This window comes from Sinomonas sp. (genome assembly GCF_036848755.1).
Taxonomy (GTDB): Bacteria; Actinomycetota; Actinomycetes; order Actinomycetales; family Micrococcaceae; genus Sinomonas.
Genome location: NZ_DAIUJO010000022.1, coordinates 1 through 20,467, shown reverse-complemented (window position 1 = coordinate 20,467; position 20,467 = coordinate 1). Strand labels below are relative to the sequence as shown.

Here is a 20,467-nt window from a genome sequence, read left to right as displayed (position 1 = left end):
CGAGGTGGGGCGGGATGGCGTGCGGGGGGTCCGGGGCGGTCGGCGGGGGAGTATGGACCGGGGCCCGCCCGGGCGGGGTCGGGGGGCCCGGGCGGGCCTCTCGGGTGCCAAAATCCTTTGGCCGTCTGCCAAAGGATTTTGGCACCGGAGGCCCGTTGACGGCCACCACGAAGCAGACCTATCGTCGATGCCAAGACGTTTTGCCAAGACGTTTTCGCAAGACGTTCCATCCCTGGCACACCCACAGAGCAGTGCACCTGCATACAGGAAGATTCGGAGTGAGGATGCTTCGTAGGAAACTCGCCGTGGCGGCATCGGCCGCCGCGGTCACCGCCCTCGCACTGGGCGGCTGCGGCGTCGGCGGCAGCACGTCGTCGTCCGGCAAAAACATCACCGTGCTCGTGGAGGCCGGCGGCCACGCCGAGCTCCAGCCGATCGCGGACGAGTACACCAAGGAGACGGGCACAAAGGTCTCCTTCGTCGAACTGCCGTACGACGGCCTGTACAACAGGCTCAACAGCGAGCTCACCTCGGGCAGCGTCTCCTTCGACGTCGCCGCGATGGACTCGGTCTGGATGCCTACCTTCAAGGACGCGGTGGCGCCGTTGGACAGCCTCTTCACCGACAGCGTGAAGGGCGACCTGTTCCCGGCCCTGGTCCAGGAGGCCAACATCGGCGGCACGTATGTCGGGATGCCGGTGTGGACCAACTCGGAGATCCTGTACTACCGCAAGGACCTCTTCAACGATCCGGCCAACCAGGCCGCGTTCAAGACAAAGTACGGGTACGAGCTGAAGCCGCCCACGACCTGGCAGCAGTACCAGGACGCGGCAGCGTTCTTCACCAAGGGCGGCATGTACGGCACCGACGTCAAGGGCGCCGTCGAGACGGAATACCTCGCGATGCTCTCCCAGACCGGGGAGAAGACCATGGTGACGAACGCCGACGGCTCGCAGGTCTCCCTGGGCGACGCCGACAGCCTCAAGGCACTCCAGTTCGACGACAGCCTGGCCAAGTACGCCCCTCCGGGGGCAACCCAGGTCGACTGGGCCGCCGCGCAGAACCTGTTCAACCAGGGCAAGACGGCCATGTCGCTGTTCTGGGCGCACGAGTACCGGCAGATCCCCAAGGACTCCCCGGTCAGCGGCAAGGTCGGGGTCGCCCAGATGATCGCAGGCCCTGGCGGTGTGGCAGGCGTCCCTGGCGCTTGGTATCTGACTGTGCCGAAGGCGGGCAAGCAGCAGCAGGCAGCGACGGACTTCGTGAAGTTCGCCTACGACCACAACGAGCTCGCGGCGACGAGCTCGCTGGGACTGGTTGCCCGGAAGTCGGCCTTCGCAAAGTACGAGAACCAGGCCGGCTACGAGAACTACAAGCCCCTCGTCGACACCCTCAACGCCCCGGCCACGATCCCGCGGCCGGCAACGCCCAAGTGGCAGCAGATCGTGGACACCGTCCTTGTCCCGATGATCCAGAAGTCGCTTCAGTCGGGGGCCGATGACCAGGCCCTCCTGAACGCCGCGAAGGAGCAGGTCCAATCGCTAGTCAAGTAGTGGCGGACCGCGCGGGGGGCCTCACCGGCCACCCGCGCCAGCCCTCCGGAAGAAAGTCCAGGATCCGCCTGGCGGACCGCCGCTTCGCAGCGCTTCTGATGCTTCCCGCGGCGGCGTTCCTCGCCATCTTCATCGGCTGGCCGCTTGTGCAGTTCGTCTGGGACGGGTTCTTCAAGATCAGCCCGTTCGCCGGCGGTCCGCGCCAGTTTGTCGGCTTCGGCAACTACGTCCGCCTCTTCCAGGACGCGGACTTCCTCAACTCCGCCTGGCGGACAGCCGCCTACGCGGCCATCGTCGTGACCTTCGAGTTCGTCCTCGGCCTGGCCGTGGCGCTGGTCTTCACTGCGCTGGGGAACGCGTCCCGGGTCTTCCGCACGGTGTTCCTCTACCCGCTCATGATCGCCCCGATCGTGGCGGGCCTGCTGTGGCGGTTCCTGTTGATCGACAACTTCGGCATCGTCAACGACCTCCTGACCAGAGTCGGGATCCTGCACGCGAGCACGGACATCCAGTGGCTGTCCAACCCGAGCATCGCTCTGTTCTCGGTCGCCATCCCGGACATCTGGCTCACCACCTCCTTCATCACCCTCGTGCTCTTCGCAGGGCTGCAGAACATCCCCGGCGACGTCGTGGAGGCCGCACGGATCGACGGCGCCCGCTACCCGACGATCCTGTTCCGGATCCTGCTGCCGCTGCTGCGCCCGGTCATCGCCGTGGCCCTGATCGTGCGCGGCATCGACGCGGCCCGTGCCTTCGACGTCATCCTCATCCAGACCAACGGCGGTCCCGAGTCCAGCACCCAGACACTGTCGCTGCTGATCTACCAGACGATGGTCCGCTTCGGAGACCCGGGCCTGGCCAGCGCCATGGGCACCGTCTACCTGGTCGTCATGCTGGCCGTGGCCATCGTCGCCATCCTGTCCATCTGGCGCCCCGGAAGCGAGGACTGAACCATGAACGGACTCGAAGTCCGCAAGCTGAGCTCGAAGTCGATCCTGTGGATCATCCTCGTCGCTGTGGTGGTGCTGTACGGGTTCCCCTTCGTCTACATGCTGCTGACCTCCCTGAAGACCCCGCTTGAGACCATCTCCGTGCCCCCGAGGCTGCTGCCCAGCGAATGGACGGTCGCGAACTACGTCTCCGCCCTCTCCCGGGACGGCGTCCTCGCATCCTTCATCAACAGCATCGTCACCGCCACCCTGAGCACCCTGATCTCCCTGGTGCTGGCGCTGCCGGCGGCGTACGCGGTCGTGAGATACAAGACCCGCACAGGCCGGTTCTTCATCGTTGCGGCGCTCGTGACCAGGATGGTGCCCCCGATCGTGATTGGCGTGCCGATGATCGGCATCTTCCACAACCTGGGGCTGTCGGACACCTCGGTCGCCCTGGCCATCGCCCACACGACGATCTCCCTGCCGCTGTCGATCTGGCTCATGTCGAGCTTCTTCGAAGCGGTCCCGGCCGAACTCGAGGAGGCGGCAAAGATCGACGGATGCTCGCGCCTGGGCGCGCTGTGGCGCGTCGTGATCCCCGTCACCTCCGGCGGCGTGGCAGTGACGGCGATCTTCGCGTTCCTGGCCTCTTGGAACGAGTTCCTCTTCGCCCTGCTGCTGACCTCGGTGCGGGCCCAGACCACCCCCGTAGTGATCGCCAACTTCCAGACCCAGTTCGGCCTCGACTGGGGATCGATGACCGCCCTGGCGGTCGTCTACTCGGTCCCGGTGATCCTCCTGACACTCCTCCTCCAGCGGCACATCGTCGCCGGACTCACCCTGGGCGCGGTCAAGGGCTGAAGCCCCGACGCGCCCACACAACCTCTGGAAGGAACGACGCGCACCATGGACTTCTGGCGCCTTGACGGCCCGCTCGACGGGCTCCCCCTAGCCAGTCCTCTGGGACGAGTGGTGTGATCTGATGGGAAATCGGGGGAGGGGAACAAGGTGAAGGCCGTGGGCATCCGGGACGTGGCGAAGCTGGCGGGGGTCTCGGTCACGACCGTCTCCCACGTGCTGAACGAGACCCCGCACACCCGGGTCGCGGAGGAGACGAGGAACCGCGTGCGGGAGGCGGCACAGACCCTGGGCTATGGCCCGAACAGAGTGGCCCAGGCCCTGCGCACCCGCAGGTCCGGGCTCGTCGGCCTGCTCAGCGAGGAGATCGCCACGACCCCGCATGCGGGCCGGATCATCCTCGGCGCCCAGGAGGCGGCCCGCGCCCATGGGCTGACCTTGGTGATCGTCAGCGCCGATCGGGGCAACAGCGCCGAGGCGCACCGGGCCGACGTCCAGGCGCTCATCGACCGGCAGGTCGACGCCATCCTCTACGCCACCATGTACCACCGGAAGATCTCCCTCCCCCCGAACCTCTCCGACCTGCCCGCCGTCCTCATCGACGCGACCGACGGGACCGGCCGACTCCCCTCCGTCGTTCCGGACGAGGGCGGCGGGGCCGTCGCCGCGGTCCGGCACCTGGCCGAGGCGGGCCACCGCCGCATCGCCTTCCTGAACAACGACGACGACGTCCCCGCCACCCGCGGCCGCCTCGCCGGCTACCGCAAGGTCCTCGCCGAGTACGGCATCCCGTACGAGGAGAAGCTCGTCGGGGAATCGGTCTCGGAACCAGCCGAGGCGTATGAGCTTGCCAAGGAGGTCCTGGCCCGCTCCGAGCCGACGGCCCTGTTCTGCTACAACGACCGCATGGCGATGGGCGCCTACCGGGCAGCCCGTGAGCTCGGCCTGAAGATCCCCGAGGACCTCTCGGTCGTCGGTTTCGACAACCAGGAGATCATCGCCGCGAACCTGTTCCCCGGCCTGACCACCGTCGCCCTGCCCCACTACGAGATGGGGGCCTGGGCGCTGGAGACCGCTGCGGAGATGCTCGCCGAGGGCAGCGACCGCCCCGCCGCTGGCCCCTTCGAGCCCGTCCGGCTGCCCTGCCCGCTCGTGCCCCGCGACTCGGTCGCCCCAGCCCGGGAGCCCTAGAACCAGACGAGCGGGACGCCGACCAGGCGCTCCCGCACCAGAGCCAGCGCCCCCGGGCAGGCCTCCTGCCCACCGGAGCGAAACGATTCACGGAAGAGACGACATGCCACAGCACTCCGCGACAGACGAGAGCCCCGCCGCCGCCCTGGACCAGGGCAGCGGGACAAGAGAGCAGGCCTCTCGCCCGGCGTTCCACTTCACCTCCCCCTCGGGATGGATCAACGATCCCCTGGGGCTGACCTTCCACGGGGGCACCTACCACCTCTTCTACCAGCACGTCCCCGGAGCCACCGACTGGGCCCCGCAGTGCCGGTGGGGCCACGCCACCTCCGAGGACCTCCTGGAATGGGAGACCGGGCCGGTTGCGCTCGAACCGGGAGAGGGCGACCGGGGCTGTTGGTCCGGCAGCATCGCCGTCGGTCCCGACGGAGAGGGCACCATGTTCTACACCTCCGTCGAGGACGACGCGATCGGCAGAGCCCGCACAGCGCGGCCGGCCCCGGGCAGCGGCACCACCTGGGAAGGCTGGGTGAAGGGCCCCGTCGTCGCCGAGCTCCCTGCCGGCGAGGAGTCCGTGGCGTTCCGGGACCCGATGGTCTTCCACGACGGGAACTGCTGGCGGATGATCATCGGCTCCGGCCGCCCCGACGGGACTGCGCTGGCCTACGCCTGGGCCTCCCAGGACCTTTCCGCGTGGCGCTACGACGGCGTCTTCGCCTCCCGCCACAGCAGCGAGACCGACGGCGTGTGGACGGGCTCGGTCTGGGAGTGCCCCCAGGCCGTGCGCGTCGGGGAGAAGTGGGCGTTGCTCGTCTCCGTCTGGGAGCCGGTGCGCCCGCACTACGAGGCCTACGCCCTCGGCGACATCGTCGAGGGGCGCTTCGTCGCGGAGGGCCCCTGGCGCCGTCTCACCTATGGCCCCTCCTACTATGCGGGGGCGGCGTACCGCGACAAGGACGCCAGCCCGGGGATCGTCTACTGGCTCCGGCACGTCTCGGACGCGGGCGCGGGGTGGGCCGGAGCGCACAGCCTGCCCCACCGGCTCGTGCTCGTCGGGGACCGGCTCGAGATCCGCCTCCCGGCCAGCCTGGAGGGGCGCCGTGGGCCCGGACGGCCGCTGGCCGCACTCCCGGAGCAGGGGATCGCCGTGGGCGGGGCGTTCGATGTCGATTGGTCGCATGGGGGAAGCCTCTGCCTCGAGGAGGGGAGCCGGAACGTCTTCCGGCTCCAGCGAACCCCAGACCCTCGAACCCTAGACCCTCAGGGTGCCATCCTGACGGCGACCTGTGACCTCGGGCAGTGGTCGGTGCCCTGCAACGGCCCGGTGAGAGTCGTCGTCGACGGGCCCGTCGTGGAGATCATCGGCTCCTTCGGCGCCCTGGCGTTCCCGGCACCCCGGCAGGGCGACACCACGCTCGCCGCTCGGGACGCCGCAGGCACCGCGTACCCCCTCGGCTGAAACGGAAAGGGAAGGACCCATGTCAGGGAACAACTACTACGACGTGACTGCATGGCCCGTCGGCGACCCGTCCAAGGACGTGGGCGAGGTCATCAACAGCATGATCGCCGACATCAAGGACCGGCAGGACGTCGCCGATGCGGACAGCGGGGGAAAGCCGGGCGCGGTGATCTACATTCCGCCCGGTGACTACCGCCTCCGCACGCAGGTCGTGATCGATGTCAGCTTCCTCAGGATCCAGGGCTCGGGACACGGCTTCACGTCCTCAAGCATCCGGTTCAACGTCCCGGAGGAGGAATGGCCCGACCTGCACGAGCTGTGGCCCGGGGGGAGCCGCATCCTCGTCGACATTCCCCCCAGCACAGACGCGGAGGAATCCAAGGGAGCAGCGTTCTACGTCGAACGCAGCGGGAGCCCGCGGATCAGCTCGGTCGAGTTCTCGAACTTCTGCATCGACGGGATGCACTTCACCCCGGACGGCTCGGGATTGCACCCGGAGAACACCTACGCCAACGGCAAGACCGGCATCTTCGTCGCGAATGCCAACGACTCGTTCCGGATCAACGGCATGGGATTCGTCTATCTCGAGAATGCCCTCACCATCTATAACGCGGACGCACTCTCGGTCCACGACAACTTCATCGCCGAATGCGGAAGCTGCATCGAGCTGCGCGGGTGGGGACAGGCGTCGAAGATCACCGACAACCTGGTCGGGGCCGGATTCAAGGGCCACTCGATCTACGCCCAGAACCACGGCGGCCTCCTGATCACCGCGAACAACGTCTTCCCCCGCGGCGCGAGCAGCGTCCGGCTCGAGGGCGTCACGCGTTCAAGCGTCACCAACAACCGCCTGCACTCGTTCTACCCCGGGATGGTGATCCTGGCAGGGAACAGCTCGGAGAACCTCGTGGCCACGAACCACTTCCTGCGCGACCACGAGCCCTGGACGCCCTTCCTGGGAGTCGACAACGGACTGGACGACCTCAACGGACTCCTCAGTGTCGACGGCAGCAACAACTCTGTCATCGGCAACCACTTCTCCGAGGTCATCGACGCGCAGAGCATCCGGCCCACTGGTGCAAGGCCTGTCGTCATACGGCTGACGGTGGGGGCCGGAAACTTCGTCTCCAGCAACCACGTGGTGGCGATGGACGTCCACGCCAAGTCCAGCGACTCCGCCTTCTCGGCCCAGGTGGACGCCCTGCTGACGACCGGGGCTTCGGACGTCCTCGCCGTCACCGCCGTCCAGGTCGATCCCGCATCGACTCGGAATACGATCCTCGATACCGGAAGCGACGCCCAGGTCATCGCAGACCGGACCGTCAACGCCATCCGGGCCACGCCCACGGTCGGCCTCTAGGACGGGTGCCTTGTACAGACCATGGCAACTATGCCGTGGCCAGACGAGGACCGCACCGAGTCGCGAAGCCCGGCAGGGTTCGGCGTCCCCGATCCGTGGCAAAGGGTGGCGAGCCCCCGCGACCGTGTTCGGCGACGTCGGAGGACCGCTCGACGTCGTCATAGCCGCGGCGCGCTTCCTCGGACCCTTGCACGCTTCCTCGTTCTCAACGTGCGGATTCCCGCACGGGGCCGGCGGCAGCCTGGGCGCGTTGATCCTGGGGCCGGTTCCGGGAATTGCCGGTCGTCCTGTCCCCGGCCGAATCAGGCCCATCGTGGGCGGGCGGTCCCCGGGGCGCACAGCCACCGACCGCCGACGATGATTTGGGGTGGGAACATCAGCGGCGGGCAGCACTGAGGTCGCGCTCGGCGATCAGTCCGTGGGAACAGCATCGCTCACCTCCACGGTGAAGACGGAGCTGGCCCGGGTGGGCTGGCTGTGGGGGCCGCAGGGAGTGGCGGCCCGGAGGGTCCCGGGCCACCTCTCGGTGTGGCGGCTAGGGGGTGGGGCGGATGGCCACGCTGGTGCTGTAGGAGGTGATCTGTGAGGCGGCGCCGCTGTCCATGACCTTTGAGTTGGTGGTCGACGAGTCCAGGACGACGTGCTGGGACGGGACATCGCTGACCACGTGGTTGAGTGCGACGACGTTCGCGTCGCCGCCGGCGAGGAGGATCTGGGTCGGCTGGGCGCCTGCGGGGGTGATGTTTGCCGGGGGCACGTTGTAGGCGAAGAGATTGTCCGAGACGAGGTTGTTGTCCCCGAGGACATGGACCACGCCGTAGAGGTCGTCGAGGCCGTTCCCGCGGCCGATGAAGGGCGGGTACCCCTCGTTGGTGCGGCGGAGGTGGTTGGCCGTGACGAGGTTCTCCTTGCAGTTGTCCAGCAGGCGCAGCATCCCAGGATAGAACCCCTGCAGCCGGTTGCCGGTGACCGAGCACCTGTTGCAGCCGCTGAGCTCGATGAGGCTGCGGCCGCGGGGGAAGACGTTGTTGCCGGTGATCAGGAGGCCTTCGTGGTTCTCGGCGTAGATCGTGACCCCCTCGGGGCCGGCGCCCATCTCGTTCCCTGCCACCAAGGTCGCCTGGCCCGCCCCGGTGAGCTCGAGGCAGTTCCCGCACTCGGCGATCACATTGTCGTTGACCCGCAGAGAGTCAGCCCCGTGCACGACCAGGCCGTGCTCGAGGTACACGAACCCCATCCCTGTGAAATGGAAGGAGTCATTGTCCGAGGCGACCTCGATGCCCGTCTTGCCGTTGCGGTAGCTGTTCTCGGCCGGGGTGAAGTCGACCCCGTCGAGGCAGAAGTCCCGGAACACCACGCCAGAGAGCCGCGGATTCCCGCCCCGCTTGACGAGGAACGCCTGCGGGGTGGCCGGGGACGTGAGGATCCGGACGTGGCTGCCCCCTGGCTGGAGGTTCTGCCACCCCGTGGTGTCGGAGTTGTCCATGATGCTGCGGGAGAAGAAACCGTGCCCGAACCCGGCGATCGTCAGGTAGCTCACGTCCACGACTACTCGGGTCTTCAGGTCGTAGTCGCCGGGCGGGATGACGATGACCGCCCCGGGGCGGGCGTTCGGGTCGGCCTGGCGCTTCTTGATGTCGGCGATGATGTCGTTGATGACCGCGCCTATGTCCGATTGGGCCGTCACCGTCGGCTGCGCCGTGATCCTCCAGGCCGTCACGTCGTAGGTGTTCGGCGAGCTGAAGGCCCCTCCCGCCGGCCCCTCGGCAGCGCTCGCCTTCTGCGATGCCCCAAGGGTCAGCGCTGCGGCGAGGGTTCCTGCTGCCCCGACCGCCCCAGCCCCTACGAGCCGACGACGGCTGGGGCCGGAGACGTCGAATGTTCTTCCAGCTGCCATTTCTTCTCCTCTGTACGGAATATTATGAGTCAATGCAGATTGCTTCGGCGCAATGCGGAAGATGGCGAATTCTCAATGGCTGCGTGCGAATCCGCCAGCGGAAAGCCCGGTGCATTGAGCCGCTAAAGCAGAAGACCAGAGCCAAAACGGTTTGCGCGGCCGACTTGAAAAGGCTATTCGCCAGTATCCAGCGATGTCAACGCCAAAATTGACTGCGCATTTTGGCAATTTGTCCTTCTTGCGACATCCGCGTTCGAAGGTTCTAAGGCACTGCCTTCGGCGCTGGAGCCCTTGGGGGCCCGTTGGAGGGGAGGCTGGGACAAATGCACGCCCGGCAAGAAGGAAGCGGGCCCGGGAGCGGTGGCGCCCCGGGCGGGCTCAGAGCGCCGGCGGAGGAGCCACCGACTCGCGGAGGACGAGGGACCTGGGCACTGTCGCGCCAACAGGGGGCTTGCCGGAGGCGAGTGCGTCCAGGAGGTGCTCGACTGCGGTCCGTCCCATCTCGTAGTGGGGATGGCGACAGTGGTGAGGGCAGGGGTGATCTGGTCGGCCAGGTCCTCCTGGTCGTCGTAGCCGACGATGGAGAGGTCCTCCGGGACCCGCAGTCCCTGTTCGAGGGCGGCAGCGATCGCGCCGACAGCCATGCGGTCGTTGCCGCAGATGAGGGCGGTGGGCGGCTGGGCCCTTCCCAGGAGCAGGCGGGCCAAGGCGTGGCCGCCGCCGATGCGGTAGTCTCCGGACAGCACCCATTGCTCGTCGACTGGCAGGCGGGCTTCGGCCATTGCCTTCCGGAAGCCAGCCTCACGCTCGATGCGCGCTGGGTCGTCCCGGGGGCCGCCGAGGAAGGCGATCCTCCGATGCCCGGGCTTGATGGCCGCCTCCGCGGCAAGCCGGCCGCCTTCGGCCTCGGCCCGAACGATGGCAGCTATCTTCCGTGGACCCAAGGGCCACGCGTTCACGAGCAGCGAGGGGAGCTTGGTGAAGCCGGTCGGTGCGTCGACTCCCTGCCAGTGCATCGCCGCGTACAGCAGGCAGTCCACCTGGCGGGAGAGCAGGGTATCAAACGGCGGCCGACTCGATCGTGGGATCGTCGTGCGCATCGACGAGCAGCAGGAGGTAGCCGCGCTCCCACGCGAACTCCTGGGCTCCGCGCAGCACACGGCCTGCGAACGGCGATGAGGCGATGGCGTCGGTCACCAATCCGATCGTGTGGCTGCGCTTCAGGCGCAGGTTGAGCGCGGTCTCGTTCGGGCGGTACCCGAGCTCGCGGATGGCGGCGCGAACCCGCTCCTCGGTCTCCTCGGGGATCTTCCCCGTCCGGTTCACCACATGGGAGACGGTGCTCTGCGAGACGCCGGCCATCCTGCCCACGTCCCACATCGTGGGCTTGGGGGACCTGGTCTCCGGGGGCGGCACGATCACATCGTACTCACGCACGGCGAATCACTCGGCTGCCCTTTCTGATCCGACCCCCATGGGCTCCAGGACGCAGGCACCTGGCGCGCCCTGACAGGCGGGTGAGTGCGCGGGCGTGCATGAGGGCGACAGTGGCCGCTTGACCATTGAGGAGGTCTGGGAGATTTCCGCTCTCCTGGCAGGCCGAGCGCGACCTCCCAGGCGTGGGTAGCGAGCGTCGCCACAATTCGCACCGGCTACCTCCTCGGCTTTTGGAATCTATTTGCAGATTCAGAGCAATTGGCCGCTTGCGCTGTACCCTCGGCTTTGGCCATCGGGGTCGCCAATCCAGAAGGAAAAGAGCCGGGCATCGCCTTTGAGGTGGAATTCGACCTGCACGGTCTGATTGCGATGGAATTGCTCGGTCAGCGGGATCGCGAGGCGCGTGCAGTCGATTCCGGCGGGGACGGTGTGGCTGCTGGCGTGTCCGGAAGTGACGCCGCCCACATGGATGGTGATGCTGCCGCTGGCTGTGACCGCATTGATGTAGAGGTGGCTGCCTTCCACGTTCAGCGGCCGCGTTTTGGCGCGGCCCTGCCCGGATGGGCCTGGGGTGAGGGAGCAGAATCCGTCCCTGCGCAGGGTCGCCAGGCCCATCGAGCCGCCTGCGTACATGTGGTGGCCGAGTTCTGGCGAGATGCCTGAGAAACCTGTGTAGTAGACTCTGGTGTCCTCGCCGACGGGCAGGATCCCCCCGTTGACCATGTGGAGGTAGCCGGCGTCCCAGGCGCCGGGCTGCACGGAGGACGAGAGCAGGGGCTCCGGCGCCACCGTGAAGTGGTAGCCGTCGCGGGAGATGCCGAGGTAGAGGTCTATCACCTTCACCGTGCCGTGGGCCTCCGCGTAGTCGTTGCTGGGGCCACGGTAGACGGCGAAGACGCCCAGCAGGGCACTCTCGTACGCCATGCAGCTCACCTTGTATATCTGGCTGGCAGGGAGGTCGCCGACGGCGGGGCCTGTGGCGAGGCCATGGCTGCCGACCCATGGCAGGACGTCTCGTGCTTCCCAGGACGAGGCGGCCGGGAAGCCGGGACCGCTGTGCCAGCCCCGTCCTCGTCCGAAGGGGCCGAGGTGCGTCCGCAGGCTGAACACCCAGTGTCCGCGGAAGGGGTCGTAGAAGAAGGTTGTGTTGTCGCCGCAGGGGCCCGAGAGCCCCTCGGAGCGCCAAGCCCGCCCATCCGGGGAAGAGTACGTTTCTCCGCCTTCCCAGAGGACCGGTGTGCCGTGCGCGGGGAGATCGTCCGGGGCGAAGGAGGCGGTGCGCTCCCGCACCCAGCGCAGCATCCTGTAGCCGCCTCCGACCGGGTCCCGGCAGATGCTCGTGCCGTCGCGTTGGAGGATGTGGCCGTTGCGCTCGTGGTCGATTCCGGTGAGCTCCTCGGGAGGGCTGGAATGCCAGTCGATGCCGTCGGGCGAGGTGCGGGTGGCAGTCCGGTCGAACCATCCGGACATGTACCAGACCCGCCATTCGCCCGTACCAGGGTCGTGCATGATGCCGTCGTCGAAGGGTGCCGCGACGGGACACCTGCCGCCGTTGAGGTCCCGGCGCGTCTCGGGGCGGAGGAGCGGGTTGAGCGGGTGCGGGGCCGGGACAGCCCACTCGCGGACCAGGGTGGACTCGGCGAGCACATGGTCGTCGAGGAGGAGCTGCCGCCCGATGGTGGCATCCAGCGGGACCGGAGCGGGCGCCCCGGCCCTCATGCGCGCCTCGAGCGCGCCGGGCCGTCCAGGGCGGCCACCTCGAGCTCGTCCACGGCAACCTCGGCGTCCGCGAAGAACTCGATGGACGTGTTCTCGCCCCGAGGGAAGACCAGATCGGTGATGGTGGCGAGTCCGCCCTGGATGAAGACCTCGAGCGAGCACGCGTCGAGGTAGACCTCGAGCTCGATCCGCCCCCCGGGCGCCTCGAGTGGCGCGCGCTCCACGGATGCGAAGAGATCGTGGAAGTCCGCAAGGCCCGAGGAACGACGGTCCAGCCGCACCTCGCCCGCGCCGGTGTCGACGACGACCGAGGCCTCGTCGCAGCCGTCCGTGGCGAACCGCAGTCCGAAGCTGCCGTGCGTCAGGGGCGGAGCGGCGACCCTGACTCGCCGTGCCTCGCCCAGCGGCACGCAGGCCAGGCGTGTGCGCCGAGCAGAAAGGGCTGGGCCGACCGCGTCGGCGGCCTGGGTCGCGGACGCTGCCGCCGGGGCGATGGGCGCCTGGACGAGACGCAGTTCGCCCTCGACCGTGCGGAGGGAGAGCTCGCGTGGGAGCGACATCGCGCTGCGCCACGCTCCGGTTGGGGTCGCGGCGGCGTATTCCCAGTTGCTCATCCACGCGATGGTGACGCGCCGATGCGGGAGCCCGTTGAACGAGACCGCGGCGTAGTAGTCCCGCCCCCAGTCGAGCCAGCCGTCGCGGACACGGTGCGCCTCGCCGTCGTCCGTTCCCTCAGCTGCGCTCGTGCCCTGGGTGAAGCGGACGCCGTCGAACTCGCCGATGAAGTACCGCATGCCCGACCCCCCGGCGACCCCGCCGGGGTTGACGCTCATGAGCAGGACCCAGGCCGTGCGCGTGTGGTCGCCGTCCACGGGGAGCTCGAAGAGGTCCGGACACTCCCACAGGGCCACGCCCGGGGTTTCGGAGCGGAAGTCGCTCAGGTACTCCCACTCGGTGAGGTTCGCCGACCTGTAGAGCACGGCGCGCCGCTCTGCGGCCTCGACTGCGACCATGACCCAGTAGGCGCCCGCTGGGCCGTCGTACCAGAAGACCTTGGGGTCGCGGAAGTCAGCGGAGCCGCGGTCCAGCACGGGGTTGCCCGCGTGCTTGGTCCAGGTCCGGCCCTCGTCGAGGCTGTAGGCGAGGGACTGCGCCTGGATTCCCGGCCGCGCCGAGGAGCCCGTGTAGGCGCTGGTGTAGATGGCGACCAGGGGCGGCGTGGAGCCGTCGCCGAACCCGGCCGTGTTGCGCTCGTCGACGACCGCGCTGCCGGAGAAGATGGCCTCCTCGCGGTCGCAGTGGATTGCGACGGGCTGCTCGGCCCACGTGAGCAGGTCGGTGGAGGTGGCGTGGCCCCAGGACATGTTGCCCCAGTCGGTGCCGTACGGGTTGTGCTGGTAGAAGAGGTGGTAGACGCCGCGGTGGAAGAGCAGCCCGTTGGGGTCGTTCATCCAGTTCTCGGCCGGCGTGTAGTGCAGGCGCGGGCGGTAGAGCTCGCGCGCGGGTGCATCAGGGGTGGAGGTCATCGACTCGCTCTGTTCCAGTGGGGCAGGTCGGCCGGGCCGGCCTGCAGGGGTGCCAGGGGAGGGGGACGGCCCTCATCCCTTGACCCCGCTGGCGGCGATGCTGTTCACGAAGGAGCGCTGGAAGGCGACGAACAGCGCCACGACCGGGAGCGTGATGATGGACGTGTAGGCCATGACCTGGCCCCAGGAGACGTTGAGCTGGAAGAAGTACTGCACGCCGATCATGACCGGGCGGAGCTGCTCGCTCTGGACGACCATGAGGGGCCAGAGGTAGGAGTTCCAGGCCGGGAGGAAGGTGAGGATCGCGACCGTGGCGATCGCCGGGCCGGAGAGCGGCATGACGACCCGCCGGTAGATGGCGAACCAGCCGGCGCCGTCCATGCGGGCGGCCTCGTCGAGCTCTTTCGGGATCGACTCGAAGTACTGATGGAACAGGTAGATCGAGAACGCGTTCGCGACGAACGGCAGGATCTGGACCCTGTAGGTGTCGAGCCAGCCGGTGGTGAGTATGAGGTGGAAGCCGTCGAGCTGGAGCCACGGGAGCTGGTTGACCCACCACACGAGCGGCAGGGCGAGGGTCTCGAACGGGACGATGAGGGTGGCGATGATGAGCGTGAGGATGACGGCCTTGCCCCGGACCCGCATGCGGGAGAGGGCGAACGCGGCCATCGAGTTGATGAACACGCCGAGCACGACCGTCACGACCGAGATCCCGATCGAGTTCACGAGGAAGCGCGCGGCGGGGACGCGGTCGAAGACGGCTGCGTAGTTGTCCATCGAGAGGTGCCCCACGGGCAGGAAGGCCGCGATCGAGGACAGGTCGCCGAAGATCTGCTGGTCGGGCTTGAGCGAGGAGACGAACATGAACAGCAGCGGGAAGCTGAAGACGATGCCGAGGGCGATGCGCAGGATCCATCCGCCGATTCCCGTCCCGGAGCGCAGGCCGCGGGTGGCGGACTTGCGGGAGCGGAGGACGTGGGAGCTGGAGTCGAGTTGGACGGTGGCCATGGTCAGGGCTTCTCTCGGGTCAGGTAGCGCTGGATGCCGGAGACCATGAGCACCAGGACGAAGAACACCAGCGAGATCGCCGACGCGTACGAGGTCTCCTGCTGCTGGAATCCGGTCTGGACGGCCTGGTAGACGATCGTGCTCGTCGAATCGAGCGGTCCGCCCTGGGTCATGACGTTGACCTGGGTGAACAGGCTCAGCGCTTGGATGGTGATGGTGACGAGGATGAGGTTCCGGGTGGGCCGCAGGCTCGGCCAGGTGATGAACCTGAAGCGCTGCCAGCCGCTCACCCCGTCGATCGCGGCGGCCTCGTAGATGTCGCCAGGGATGGTCTGCAGGCCCGAGAGCCAGATGATCATGTGGAAGCCGGCGGCCTGCCACACGGACATGAGGATGATCGCCGGCATCGCGGTCGAGGGGTTGTTGAGCCAGTCGGGGCCGTGGATGGCCCCGAACGTTGCCTTGGCGATGATCTCGTTGAGCAGGCCGTTCTGCTGGTACATGAACAGCCACAGCAGCGACACGACGACCATGGAGGTGACGACCGGGAGGAAGTACAGGGTGCGGAAGAAGTTGACCCCGCGTACTTTGACGTTCACCAGCAGGGCCATCCCGAGGGCGACGGCGGACTGCACCGGGACGACGACGACGGCGAAGTAGGCGACGTTGAGCAGCGAGTGCCAGAACGTCTCGTCCTGGAAGAGGCGGACGAAGTTGTCCATGCCCACGAACGAGGGTGCATAGGGTGCGAGCAGGCGGGCGTTCGTGAACGCGAGGCCGAATGCCAGGAGGGCCGGGATGAATACGAAGAGTATGAGCAGCAGGACGGCCGGGCCGAGCATGGCCCAGCCGACCCGCTCCTCACGGCGGCGGACGGCGCCCGAGCGGCGGGAGCCCGACTTGGCCTCGCTGGGTTTCGGGGATTGGGAAGGCCTGCGCGGCCGGGAGGCTTGGATGAGGTGATTGGCAGTCATGGGAGTTCCAGTCGTGGCGAAGGGCGATGGATGGCGGGGGGGCCGCGCAGAGGGCGGCGCCCCCGCGGGGAGTCAGCTCTTGTAGCCGTTGTTCGACTTGATGTTGTCGTCGATGTCCTTGGTGGCCTTGTCGAGCGTCGACTTGGGGTCACCGCCAGCGAGGATGTCCTGGACCGCCTTGCCGAACTCGGTCGCGATGAACGGATACGCCGGTGTCTCGGGACGCATCACGGCGTAGTCCTTGGAGAATTCGCGGAAGATGCTGTCGGCGCCGTTGGGAGCGTAGGCAGGCATGAGGGCCGCGGCGGAGGAGGTGGCAGGGATGGTGCCGGTGGCCGTGGCGACCTTGGCGACGTTCTCGGGCTTGAGCATGTAGGAGAGGAAGTCCTCGGCGGCCTGGGTGTTCTGGCAGCCGCTCGTCACGCCCCACTGCCAGGACCCGCCGCCGATCTTCGGCCCGGTGCCGAGGTCCGGGGGCGGGAGGACGACGAGGTCGTCTCCGAGGGCCTTGCGGGCGTCGTCGGCGGCCCAGGAGCCGGTGTAGAGGATCGCGCTCTTGCCGTTGAGGAAGTCCTTGGTCGAGTCCTGGCCGCTCTTCTGCGCCATGTACCCCTGCGTGACGAGCCCGCGGAACCACTGCGCCCATGCCACGGCCTTGTCGCCGTTGAGGGCGCCGTCGGCGCTCTGGTAGTCGTTGCGGTTGATCAGGTCGCCGCCGAAGGACTGCAGGAGCGGCGAGTACCCGTATGGGAGCCACTCGCCGGTGCCCGCGGTGCCGAGGTCGAGCGGCGTCGTCCACTTGCCCAGCGCCTTGAGCTTGGCCAGGGCGGCGTCGAATTCGTCCTTGGTCCACGGCTTCTCGACGGTAGGGATCCGGACGCCGGCCGCCTGGAGGTCGGACTTGCGGGCGAACATTGCCAGGGAGACGTCGTAGAGGCCCACGGCGTAGGTCTGGCCGTTCCACTTGCCCACCGTCGAGGGCAGGTTCTGCGAGAGGTCGGCACTGAGGTTCAGCGGCGTGAGGTACTTCGACCAGGCCCAGTTGGCCACGTTGGGCTCGTCCATGTCCACGATGCAGGGAAGCTTGTGCGCGGCTGCCGCGGCGACCACGGAGTTGTTGTAGGAGTCCTGCGGGAAGGCCTGGACCTTGATCTTGACCTTGCTCTGCGACGAGTTGTAGGCGTCGACGATCGACTGGTCGGCCGCGAGCTCGGCTGCGTTGCCGGCGTTGTGGGTCCAGAGGGTGAGGGTGCCGTTGGCACCATCGCCGGAACCGCTGCTTGAACCGCAGGCAGCGAGGCTTCCGCCGATGGCCGCCGCGGCTACACTGGCAGCCAGGAGCCGCTTGAGCGCTGTCTTCATGCGCTTCTTCCTTCTGTTGTTCGGATTCGGTCGAATTCCGTGATGGATGGGGATGGGATGGTGGCTCCTGTTTGCGGGTGCGGCTGTTGCAGCAGCCGCACCCGGCCCACGCGGGAACCGGATTGACTCCGTGGGGGAGCACATTCAGTGCCGGGCTCAGGCCGGTCGGGGTGGCGCGACGGACCCTCGCCGCACGATGGGGCAGTCCGATCTGTGGTGCAGCGGTTCGCCGGAAGGGTGCGGATCCTCGATCTCGTCCAGGAGCCGGGCTACCGCCCACCGGCCCATCTCGTAGTGGGGAAGGGCGACGGACGTCAGCCCGGGCCAGAGTCCGTCTGCGATGATCTCGAAGTTGTCGATGCTGACAACGGAGAGGTCCTCGGGGATGCTCAGGCCGAGCCGCCCCGCGACTTCGTACGCTCCCAGGGCCTGCTGATCGTGGAAGCAGAACAGGGCCGTCGGGGCGTCGGCGAGGCCGAGGAGCTTCGCCGCCCCGGCCCTGCCCCCCGCGGCACCGGGGGCCTCGCGCGTCACGAGCCCTGAGTCGAACTCGATTCCGGCCGCCGCGAGGCCTTCCCGATAGCCTTGGAGCCGCCCGGCGGTGGCGGGGATGTCGTCGTTGTTGCTGATGAAGCCGATCCGGCGGTGACCGGCATCGGTGAGCTCCTTCACTGCGGTCCGTGCTGCCCCGGCCTCGTCGGGCACCACCGAGGAGAACCGTCCCTCGGCGTCGAACCCGTCGAGGACCACGACGGGGGTGCCGCTCCGGACGTCGTCGGGCACGTGGACCTCCTGGTGGAACATCTTCGCGTAGAGGATGCCGTCCACCTGATGCTGCAGGAGGGTGTTGAGCTGGCGCTCCTCGAGGCCGCGGTTCCCTCCGCTGTCCACGAGCATCAGCACCCAGCCGCGCTCGTACGCGGCGTCCTGAGCGCCCAGGACCATCTCCCCGGCGAACGGCGTGCTCGCGATCTGGTCGCTCACGAGGCCGAGCAGGTACGAGCGCTGGTTGCGGAGCCCGCTGGCCAGCCGGTTCGGCGCGTAGCCCAGCCGGGAGGCCACCTCCCGGACGTGCTGGCGGGTTTCGGGACTGACGCGGGACTGGTTGTTCTCGCTCAGCGCATGCGAGACGGTGGTGACGGACACGCCCGCCGCCTTTGACACATCCCGGATGCCGACCTTGCCCATCTCTTCCACCTCGCTTCCAAAACGTTTTGTATGCGGTGCATCACAGTCTGACGCAAACCGTTTTGCATTGTCAAGCCGCCTTCCTTCCACGTCCCCTGCGGCCCCGCCCGAGGGAGAGTCGGCCGAGGACCCGCACCGCCGGCCCGAGGAGGGGGATGCCGTTCGGCGCGGGGGCTCCGCGGCGCGGGCAGTGCGGCGCCGCGGAGGCGAGCGGAGCGGTGGGGTGGGACAACGAACGGCATCGGCCGGACGCGACGGGGTTACGCGTGGTGGTCGTGAGGCGGGCCTCTCGCCGGTCATCGATGTCTTAGACCGTTCCGTGGTTGCCAGTTCATCGGCGCTCTCGTCGTCCTTGGAGCTGGACCGGCAGCTTCTTTGAAAGGGCCCGGCCCACCTCGGACGGAGGCCCCGTCTGGACAACGAAGTGGCGGAGGGGGCAGTGGGCCACCGCAGGGGAAGGTTCTTCCGCCACGGCAGCTTCGCCGGCACAGGCGGCCCCCACCGTCGTCGTCGACGCGTGCGTCTGGCGGTGGAGCGCCGAACGGACCTCGCAGGGCTCGTAGGAGCGGCCCGGTGCAATATCGGGACCGGGTCTATCGAACCGCCAGGCTCCCACTGCACGGGTCCGGCAACTCACGGGCGGGGTTCATTTGGGTGGAGTGCCTTCGCGTTGCGCCTGCAGCCACCTGTGCAGAGGACTGGATCCCGACCGCGCTAGGTTCCCAAGGAAAGTTCAGGTTCGTTTGCATCGTTGCTGATTTCGGTCAGGCGGACGCCGGCCCAGGCGCATGGCTGTCCTCCGTGCTCGGCCCAGTACTGGTCCCAGTGGGCGAGCTTCCAGCGGTCGCGATCGAGTCCGCGTTCGCGAAGACGCTGCCGGAGGGTGGCGGGGGAGACTTGGACCCGGATCACCTCGACGTCCACCGGGGGCCAGTGGAAGCGCTGCGCTGCGGCGGTGATGAAGGCGGGGTCGGAGAGGTACGGGCTGAAGGGGGCGTCGATGACCACGGGGCGGCCGAGGCGGAGGTTGGCGCCCGCGACGTCCAGGAGCGAGGCGTACTCGAGGGGCAGGATGCGCTCGAGGTAGAACGCGTTCGATTCGCGGTCTCCGGGGTCGTAGCCTGCGGCGGTCAGGGCGGCCTCGACGAAGCGGGCGCTCATCGCGTCCTTGTCGAGGTAGGCCGCGGCGTGCTCGCGGGCGAGGCTCTGGGCGATGGTGGACTTGCCGGATCCGGCGGTGCCGATGACGATGCGCAGGGTCGGCCCGGTCATCGGCGCGCGTCCTGCACAGCAGCCAGGAATTCGCGGGCGGCGGCGGTGACCCTGGTGAAGTCGCCGTCGGGCTGCCACGCCTTGGTGACGGCGCTGCCGACTCCGACGCCGGCGACGCCGGCGGCGAACCAGTCGGCGACGTTTTCGGTGGTCACGCCGCCGGCGGGCATGATCGGCAGGTGCGCCAGGGGGGCGAGGACGGCCTTGGTGTAGGGGATGCCCGCGCCTTGGGTGGGAAACAGCTTAAGGATGTCCGCGCCCGCCTCTGCAGACTCGAGCAGCTCTGTCGGGGTGGACGCGCCGCTGATGGTAGGGACCTGGTAGCGATTGGCGACGCGGATCATCTCGGGGTTGAGTTGGGGGCTGACCAGGAACGCCGCGCCGGCGCGGATGCATTCGTATGCGGCGTGGCCGTCGAGCACTGTCCCTGCCCCGACCGCGACGCCCTCCGGGGAGTATTGGTCGGCCAGCCGGCGGACGAGGTCGACCGCGCCGGGGATGGAGAGGGTGATCTCGAGCGCGCGGAACCCGCCTTCGATCGCGGCGTGCGCGACGCGCTCGGCGGTGTCCCCATCGGGAAGGCGGACGATGAGGACCGCGCCGGAGTCGTCGATCGTGCGCAGTGTCCGAAGCTTGGTGAACATCAGGGTTCCTCCTGTGGAAAAAGATCGTTGACAAGACTCTCTCACCGTCCCTATGGTGAATGCAACCGATCTCAGCAACCGATCTCA

At 68.1% G+C, this 20,467-nt stretch carries 16 protein-coding genes and 1 pseudogene; 6 read left to right on the top strand and 11 right to left on the bottom strand.

The genetic code is table 11. The features are described from left to right. Positions 1–284: 284 nt before the first annotated feature. The 6 genes and pseudogenes from V7053_RS05280 (at position 285) to V7053_RS05255 (ending at position 7,353) form a co-directional block, all read left to right on the top strand. On the top strand, positions 285–1,553 hold the full coding sequence (locus tag V7053_RS05280) for an extracellular solute-binding protein (protein WP_334171219.1): 1,269 nt from the start codon (positions 285–287) through the stop codon (positions 1,551–1,553). 62 nt (positions 1,554–1,615) lie between these two features. Further along, entirely contained in the window at positions 1,616–2,503 is an 888-nt protein-coding gene (locus V7053_RS05275; protein WP_334171240.1) for a carbohydrate ABC transporter permease, read from the top strand. After that, a pseudogene (locus V7053_RS05270) lies at positions 2,479–3,346 on the top strand (carbohydrate ABC transporter permease). The gene V7053_RS05275 and the pseudogene V7053_RS05270 overlap by 25 nt, the downstream one beginning before the upstream one ends. Before the next feature lie 147 nt (positions 3,347–3,493). Next, the gene (locus V7053_RS05265) at positions 3,494–4,534 is read left to right on the top strand and encodes a LacI family DNA-binding transcriptional regulator (protein ID WP_334171218.1); all 1,041 of its coding nucleotides are present in this window, start codon (positions 3,494–3,496) and stop codon (positions 4,532–4,534) included. A gap of 103 nt (positions 4,535–4,637) precedes the next feature. Next, positions 4,638–5,993 (top strand): glycoside hydrolase family 32 protein, encoded by a 1,356-nt coding sequence (locus tag V7053_RS05260; protein WP_334171217.1) that lies wholly within the window; start codon positions 4,638–4,640, stop codon positions 5,991–5,993. A 19-nt stretch (positions 5,994–6,012) separates the two neighbouring features. Continuing rightward, positions 6,013–7,353, top strand: a complete 1,341-nt coding sequence (locus V7053_RS05255) for a right-handed parallel beta-helix repeat-containing protein (protein WP_334171216.1) — start codon at positions 6,013–6,015, stop codon at positions 7,351–7,353. A 535-nt stretch (positions 7,354–7,888) separates the two neighbouring features. Here V7053_RS05255 and V7053_RS05250 read toward each other — a convergent pair. The 11 genes from V7053_RS05250 to V7053_RS05200 all read right to left on the bottom strand — a co-directional run bounded on the left by V7053_RS05250 (position 7,889) and on the right by V7053_RS05200 (position 20,380). After that, positions 7,889–9,250, bottom strand: a complete 1,362-nt coding sequence (locus V7053_RS05250) for a NosD domain-containing protein (RefSeq protein WP_334171215.1) — start codon at positions 9,248–9,250, stop codon at positions 7,889–7,891. Positions 9,251–9,423: 173 nt separating this feature from the next. After that, positions 9,424–10,290, bottom strand: coding sequence for a substrate-binding domain-containing protein (locus V7053_RS05245; RefSeq protein WP_334171214.1), 867 nt, complete (start codon positions 10,288–10,290; stop codon positions 9,424–9,426). 19 nt (positions 10,291–10,309) lie between these two features. Next, positions 10,310–10,687 carry a LacI family DNA-binding transcriptional regulator gene (locus V7053_RS05240; RefSeq protein ID WP_334171213.1) on the bottom strand — a complete coding sequence of 126 codons (378 nt, stop codon included), beginning with the start codon at positions 10,685–10,687 and terminating at the stop codon, positions 10,310–10,312. A gap of 249 nt (positions 10,688–10,936) precedes the next feature. Beyond that, positions 10,937–12,406, bottom strand: coding sequence for a hypothetical protein (locus V7053_RS05235; RefSeq protein ID WP_334171212.1), 1,470 nt, complete (start codon positions 12,404–12,406; stop codon positions 10,937–10,939). Beyond that, the gene (locus V7053_RS05230; protein WP_334171211.1) at positions 12,403–13,932 is read right to left on the bottom strand and encodes a glycoside hydrolase family 32 protein; all 1,530 of its coding nucleotides are present in this window, start codon (positions 13,930–13,932) and stop codon (positions 12,403–12,405) included. The genes V7053_RS05235 and V7053_RS05230 overlap by 4 nt, the downstream gene beginning before the upstream one ends. 72 nt (positions 13,933–14,004) lie before the next feature. Further along, positions 14,005–14,796 (bottom strand): carbohydrate ABC transporter permease, encoded by a 792-nt coding sequence (locus tag V7053_RS05225; RefSeq protein ID WP_334171239.1) that lies wholly within the window; start codon positions 14,794–14,796, stop codon positions 14,005–14,007. Between the two features lie 146 nt (positions 14,797–14,942). Beyond that, entirely contained in the window at positions 14,943–15,914 is a 972-nt protein-coding gene (locus V7053_RS05220) for a carbohydrate ABC transporter permease (RefSeq protein ID WP_334171210.1), read from the bottom strand. A 72-nt stretch (positions 15,915–15,986) separates the two neighbouring features. Beyond that, positions 15,987–17,276, bottom strand: a complete 1,290-nt coding sequence (locus V7053_RS05215; RefSeq protein WP_334171209.1) for a sugar ABC transporter substrate-binding protein — start codon at positions 17,274–17,276, stop codon at positions 15,987–15,989. A 156-nt stretch (positions 17,277–17,432) separates the two neighbouring features. Further along, positions 17,433–18,464, bottom strand: coding sequence for a LacI family DNA-binding transcriptional regulator (locus tag V7053_RS05210; RefSeq protein ID WP_334171238.1), 1,032 nt, complete (start codon positions 18,462–18,464; stop codon positions 17,433–17,435). Between the two features lie 714 nt (positions 18,465–19,178). After that, positions 19,179–19,736, bottom strand: coding sequence for an AAA family ATPase (locus V7053_RS05205; RefSeq protein ID WP_334171208.1), 558 nt, complete (start codon positions 19,734–19,736; stop codon positions 19,179–19,181). Continuing rightward, entirely contained in the window at positions 19,733–20,380 is a 648-nt protein-coding gene (locus V7053_RS05200) for a bifunctional 4-hydroxy-2-oxoglutarate aldolase/2-dehydro-3-deoxy-phosphogluconate aldolase (protein ID WP_334171207.1), read from the bottom strand. The genes V7053_RS05205 and V7053_RS05200 overlap by 4 nt, the downstream gene beginning before the upstream one ends. Positions 20,381–20,467 lie beyond the last annotated feature (87 nt).